Consider the following 5,946-nt stretch of genomic DNA (forward strand, 5'->3'; position numbering starts at 1 on the left):
ACTCTCGTCCAGCACCTCAAAGGGTGACGACCACGGAACGCGGGCCGTAGCGCCCGCGCGAGCGCGATGACGTTGACCCGGCGGGCGCAGGCCCGCCGGGTTTTTCGTGTGCTCGAGTTCTGAGAGTGCCGATGCGTCCCGAGGACGGAAGAGGCAGCGCGCTGTCACGGAGAGCCGCCGGAAGCGACGGAGTCGTGGCGGGCCGTTCCGAGGGTCGTCCCGGGTAGTGCCCCCTTCCGGCGACGCAGAGAGAGCCGCTCTCGCCGTCGCCCGCAGGGGATCAGAGCACGACGCGTCCGATGCGGCCTAGGCCCCGCGGACACTGCAGCATGAGGCCGGCGCTGCATTCGGCGCCAAACCACCATTCGGCTTCCGCCTCGCTTGAGTACAGGCTCCACGGTCTGCGCCGATGCCTTGCCGACCCGGATCGGGCCGGCTCCGACCATCGAACAAAAAGAACCCGGCGCCGCTCTCGCGGCGCCGGGCCCGTGGTCTTCGATCCGCCCGGAGGCGGAGGCCGTCAGTGGGCGGCGGCGGGGGTCGGGACGCCCTCCACCGGGGCCCTGGTATAGCGCTGGCGCATCGGCTTGAGCACGAGCACCGCCATCAGGGCCGCGATGATGTTGAGGGCGGCGGCGGCGAGGAACACCGCGTGCCAGTTGCCCGTCATCGTGGTGATGATGCTCGTATAGGGCACGATCAGCGCCGCGGTCCCCTTGGCGGTGTAGAGCAGGCCCGCGTTGGTGGCGGCGTACTTCGAGCCGAAGGTGTCGCCGCAGATCGCCGGGAACAGGCTGTAGATCTCGCCCCAGGCGAAGAACACGAGGCCGGTCAGCATCACGAACATGAACGGGTCGTTGCCGAACACGCTGAGCGCGTAGATGCCGACGCCCTCGATGGCGAAGGAGACGAACATCGTATTCTCGCGGCCGATATGGTCGGAGACCCAGCCGAAGAACGGGCGCGTCACGCCGTTGAGCACGCGGTCAATGGTGGCGGCGAAGGACAGCGCCGGCAGGGTGATGCCGAGGAGGCTCACCGGCGTATCGGCGATATGGAAGTCCTTGGCGATGGGGCCGAGCTGAGCGGTCGCCATCAGGCCGCCGGCGGCCATCATCACGAACATCGCGTACATCACCCAGAAGATCGGGGTGCGCACCATCTCGCCGGGGGAGAAGTCGCGCTTGCTCTGGCTGACCTTGGCGACGTCCGGCACCTCACCCTTCTTCGGGGAGACGAGGAACAGGGCGATGAGCATCACGACGATGCCCTGGGCGATGCCGAACCACAGGAAGGCCGACTCGTAGCCGTAGTTCTTGATGACCATCTGGATCGGCACGACGGTGAGCGCCGAGCCCGCGCCGAAGCCCATCGCGGTGATGCCGGCGGCGAGGCCGCGACGGTCCGGGAACCACTTCAGCGAGTTGCCCACGCAGGTGCCGTAGACGGCGCCCGCACCCGTGCCGCCGATGGCCGCCGCGATGTAGAGCGTCGTCAGCGAGGTCGCGTAGGCATTCATGATCCAGGCGATGCCGCAGAGCGCGCCGCCGACCAGCGTCACGATCCGCGGGCCGTACTTGTCGACGAACCAGCCCTCGATTGGAACGAGCCAGGTCTCGGTGACGACGAACAGCGTGAAGGCGATCTGGATCGCGGCGCGATCCCAGCCGTGCCGCTCCTGGATCGGATTGACGAAGAACGTCCACCCGTACTGCATGTTGGCGATCATGCACATGCAGACCACCCCGAACGCGAGCTGGAGCCAGCGGTTCACGCGTGGCCCTTCCTTCGTCAACGACATTGGCGCTTCTCCTCGAACTTCGTTTTTTTGGACCGGCGCGTCGCGGACATGACGAGGCGCGCCGGATTCCGCGCCGAAACGCGGGATACCGGCCGAGGAGGCATTTTAATCCCTCCCCGGAAGTCTAGGTCGACGGTATACCAGCATATCTGAGCGGCCTTTCGGGCCCCTGTCAATCGGCGTGCCGATTTTTTGGGAACAAAAATCGTTCGAAGACGTGCATGATGTCATCGGCGCCACGGAAGCGTTGCGCTTTACGGATCTCGGGTCCGCAGGCTCGTTCCACGCGCATGCGAACACTGGGCGATGATTTATTGTGCGATGCACAACTCTCCGAAATGCATGGCTCGCACGCTTTGGGCCTTCGGAGGCCGGGCTTCGGGCGAAAAGATCAGTCCGGATCTCGGGCCTGCAGGAGAGGCATGTCCGCCCGTCGAATTGACAAGGCGAGGCTGGCATACCAGTTTCCGCGCAAGAAGATGCGCGGCCGGAGCAGTAGGCGTCCGGATATCGGCGATGACGACGGGCAGGGACGCGGCGGGATGACGGACAACGGGCAGTTCTGCATCAAGCCGATCGTCGCCAACTCGAGCCTGCGGACCTTGGCGTACGAGGCTCTGAAGGCGGCCATCACCAACATGGACATCTACGGCCGGCCCGACGAGGTCCGGCTGGACGAGCGCAAGCTGTCCCAGGATCTCGGCGTCAGCCGGACCCCCGTGCGCGAGGCGCTCACTGTGCTCGAGCAGGAAGGGTTCGTGCGCTCCGAGGCGCGCCGCGGCGTCTTCGTCATCAAGAAGACCAAGCGCGAGATCGTCGGGATGATCCACGCCTGGGCGGCGCTCGAGAGCATGGCGGCGCGGCTCGCCTGCGCGCGAGCCACCGACGCGCAGCTGCGCTCGCTCCGCGAGACCTTCCCCGAATTCTACGACGGCAAGCCGAACGAGCACATCGACGAGTACTCGGAGGCTAATATCCGCTTCCACCAGACGATCATCGCGCTCGGCCATTGCGAGGTGATCCAGGAGCTCTCCAGCAACCTGCTCATGCATGTCCGCGGCATCCGGAACACCGCCCTCCGCCAGGGCGACCGGGCCGAGGAGTCGATCAAGGAGCACGTGAGGATCATCAAGGCCCTGGAGGCGCGCGACGCGGACCTTGCGGAGGCGCTGGTGCGCGCCCACGGGCTCGGTCTGGCCGAGCACGTCAACCGCTACGGCGACCACCTGGACTAAGGGGCGCACCGCGGCAGGTCTGCCGGCGCCATTGCGTCCAGGCGCCCGATGCAGCGCGCCTGGACGCGTCGCAAGCCCGCTTCGCTATGACGGAACGCGGCGTCCGAGGGCGTCTCCCAGCCTTTTGAACAGCGAATGCGCTACTTATGCGATTGGCGCATGCCTGCAATGCGGTCTTGAGTCGTCTGCCGCCCATATTGCTGCTTTGCAGCATCGGTTCGGGGATCGCCGCGGGCGTCGACCGTCCGCGCGACCGGCCGCGATGACTCGCCCTCGGAGTCGACCTGGCCGAGCAGATGCGTCCCCTGAGGCTTCGCCAGCCCTGCGTCGTGATGCCGCGCTGTCAAAGGGTCTCGACCGCCCTCCGCCGACCTTTTCCTCACGCGCCTGTGAAATTCCGGATTTCTGTCTGGAATTTTGTATTCACCGAGCGTATGAAGGCGGCGTCCTTCCTGAGACATGGGACTGCCTTCGAGCGCGCTCCGCGAGGAGCGCGCTTTTTTCTTGCCGGACCAAGTAGTCGGCCCCCAGGTTGGGCGGGAAAGGTCATGTACCCGCCGAGCGAGTTTGTGCAGTATGACGAGCACGGCCCGCAGAGAGGTGCGTCGAGACTGATCGGATGGCGCAGGAAGGGTTCGTTCTCCTCGTCACCGACGCGCCGGACCGGACTCGGCTGCTGTCGCGCGGCGTCGATCGTGTCGCGCCCTGCCGCTATGCCGAGCCTCGCGGTGCGCTGCCCGACGAGCGACCGCTCCTCCTCGTCACCGACATTCATCCCGAGGCCGATGCCGGGGCTGCGGCGGAGATGCGCAGGCGTGCCCGTGCCGCCGGCATTCCGCTTCTGCATCTGACCCGCGACGGCGACGCGCCGCGCGCCGACGAGGTGAGCCCGTTCCTGCGCGTGATGCCGGCGGATGCGTCGAGGGCCTCCGTCTTCACGGCGATGCTCGAGATGATCGACCTCGGATCGCGAGCGCGCGAGCGGCGCGCGCGGGCGCTCCAGGCGCGGGCCGGCGCGGCGATGACCGTGGTCTCGAATCTGTTCGGCCGCGCGGCCACCGGCGATCCCGTCACGGCCGAGGAGAGCGCCAGGGGCACCCAGGCGGTGATGGAGGCAGTCTCCGAGGTCGGCATCCGCGACTGGCTGGAGATCGTCTGGCGTCACGATATCGGGCTCTATCAGCACACCCTGAGCGTCGCCGGCTTCGCGGCGGCCTTCGGCGGCGAGATCGGCCTGAGCGGGCCCGACCTGCGCCGCCTCACGCAGGCGGCGCTCCTTCACGACATCGGCAAGTCGCGCATCCCGGTCGAGATCCTCAACAAGCCCGCGGCCCTCGACGCGGCGGAGACCGCGCAGATGCGCACCCACGCCGCGATCGGCGCCGACATCCTCGCGGCGCAGGGGGGCTTCGAGCCCGCGATCCTCGACGTCGTGCGGCACCACCACGAGAAGCTCGACGGCAGCGGCTACCCGGACGGCCTACGCGGCGGGGCCATCGCCGACCTCGTACGGATGGTGACGATCTGCGACATCTACTCGGCGCTCACCGAGCGCCGGGCCTACCGGGCGCCGATGACCCACGCCGAGGCGGTCGCGACGATGACCGGGATGCGCGGGCAGCTCGACCGCACGCTGCTGCTCGCCTTCGCGCCCGTGATCGCCAGCTCCGTCCGGGCCTGGGGCTGATCAATAACTCGTCGCCGCCTCTATCCCTTCGACAAGGTTCCGCCCGCCCCCGGCCGGCCGCGAATCGCCCTTCACCTTAAATGCGCCCGAAACACCGGGATGAGGTCGCGCCGATATATCGTCCTCTCGAAGGGTGATATGCCGCGCGGCCGGCGACGGCTCGGCGGGGCCGGTCCCGGCACTCCCGTTGCAACGGAGCGGCCTTCACGGGAGAGACGCGTTGCTGACGACCAGGCCCGGACAGGCGGCCGACGCCCCGACGCCGCTGGACGACGCGATGCGCTCGATCCGGCCGGCCTTCGTGCATCTCGTCCTGTTCAGCGCCTTCATCAACGTCTCCGGCTTCGCGGGCTACTTCTTCGGCATCCAGGTCCTCGACCGGGTGATGACGACCCTGAGCTACGGCACGCTCGCCGGCCTCGGCGTCTTCTTCCTGATCGCCCTCGTGCTCGGGACGATGCTGCGGGCCTACCGGGCCTCGATCCTGCGGCGGCTCGGCATCGCCTTCAACGACCAGATCTCCCACCGCATCTACGACGCGAGCTACTACGGCTCGCTCCAGACCCGGCGCCTCGACTCCCTGCGCCTGCTGAACGACCTCGACACCGTCCGCGACTTCTCGACCGGCCCCGGCATCGCCGCGCTCCTCGATTTCCCCTTCATGCCGCTCTACGTGGCCGCGGCCTTCATCATCCACGTCTGGCTCGGGCTGATCCTGCTGGTCGCGGTCGCGGTGATCTGCCTGATCCTGTTCGTCGGCGATCTCACGAGCCGCGAGCGCTACAAGCAGGCGGCCGAGTCCTCTGCCCGCGCCGAGCGCATCCGCGAATCCGCCTTCCGCGAGGCGGAGACGCTTCAGGCCATGGCCATGAAGCGCGGCTTCCGCGAGCGCTGGCTGGAGAGCTACCGCCGGGGCGAGGCGATGCGCGTCTCGACCGCCTCCTACATGGAGACGATCCACGCGCTCCTCGACTTCCTGCACAAGTTCGTCGGCTTCGGGCTGGTGGCGATCACGGCGCTGCTCGTGATTCGGCAGCAGGCGACGCCCGGCGCGATGATGGGCATCATGCTCATCGGCAACGGCTGCATCGGCATCGGCCAGTCCGCGGTCTCGCGCTGGCTGTCCTTCGTGGCTGCGCGCCAAGCCTACGGCCGGCTGCAGACCGTGTTCCGGAGCCTGGAGGCGGAGAGGAAGCGCCTGTCCCTTCCTGCGCCGCGTGGTG

At 67.8% G+C, this 5,946-nt stretch carries 4 protein-coding genes; 3 read left to right on the top strand and 1 reads right to left on the bottom strand.

Going from position 1 to position 5,946, the window contains the following annotated elements:
* Nucleotides 1–520: 520 nt before the first annotated feature.
* Entirely contained in the window at nucleotides 521–1,801 is a 1,281-nt protein-coding gene (gene oxlT / locus MFF04_RS14485) for an oxalate/formate MFS antiporter (protein WP_238276781.1), read from the bottom strand.
* A 542-nt stretch (nucleotides 1,802–2,343) separates the two neighbouring features.
* Between oxlT and MFF04_RS14490 the strand changes: the two genes are divergently transcribed.
* The 3 genes from MFF04_RS14490 to MFF04_RS14500 form a co-directional block, all read left to right on the top strand.
* A complete protein-coding gene (locus MFF04_RS14490; protein WP_238276782.1) occupies nucleotides 2,344–3,036 on the top strand; it encodes a GntR family transcriptional regulator in 693 nt (230 codons plus the stop codon).
* A 619-nt stretch (nucleotides 3,037–3,655) separates the two neighbouring features.
* Nucleotides 3,656–4,723 carry an HD-GYP domain-containing protein gene (locus tag MFF04_RS14495; protein ID WP_238276784.1) on the top strand — a complete coding sequence of 356 codons (1,068 nt, stop codon included), beginning with the start codon at nucleotides 3,656–3,658 and terminating at the stop codon, nucleotides 4,721–4,723.
* A gap of 220 nt (nucleotides 4,724–4,943) precedes the next feature.
* On the top strand, nucleotides 4,944–5,946 hold a 1,003-nt coding region (locus MFF04_RS14500), incomplete at its 3' end, for an ABC transporter transmembrane domain-containing protein (protein ID WP_238276786.1).

The organism is Methylobacterium jeotgali (genome assembly GCF_022179345.1).
GTDB classification, from domain to species: domain Bacteria; phylum Pseudomonadota; class Alphaproteobacteria; order Rhizobiales; family Beijerinckiaceae; genus Methylobacterium; species Methylobacterium jeotgali.

Coding starts and splice junctions, on each gene's coding strand:
- MFF04_RS14490 (WP_238276782.1), top strand. CDS start 2,344: ATGACGGACAACGGGCAGTTCTGCATCAAGCCGATCGTCGCCAACTCG.
- oxlT (WP_238276781.1), bottom strand. CDS start 1,801: ATGTCGTTGACGAAGGAAGGGCCACGCGTGAACCGCTGGCTCCAGCTC.
- MFF04_RS14495 (WP_238276784.1), top strand. CDS start 3,656: ATGGCGCAGGAAGGGTTCGTTCTCCTCGTCACCGACGCGCCGGACCGG.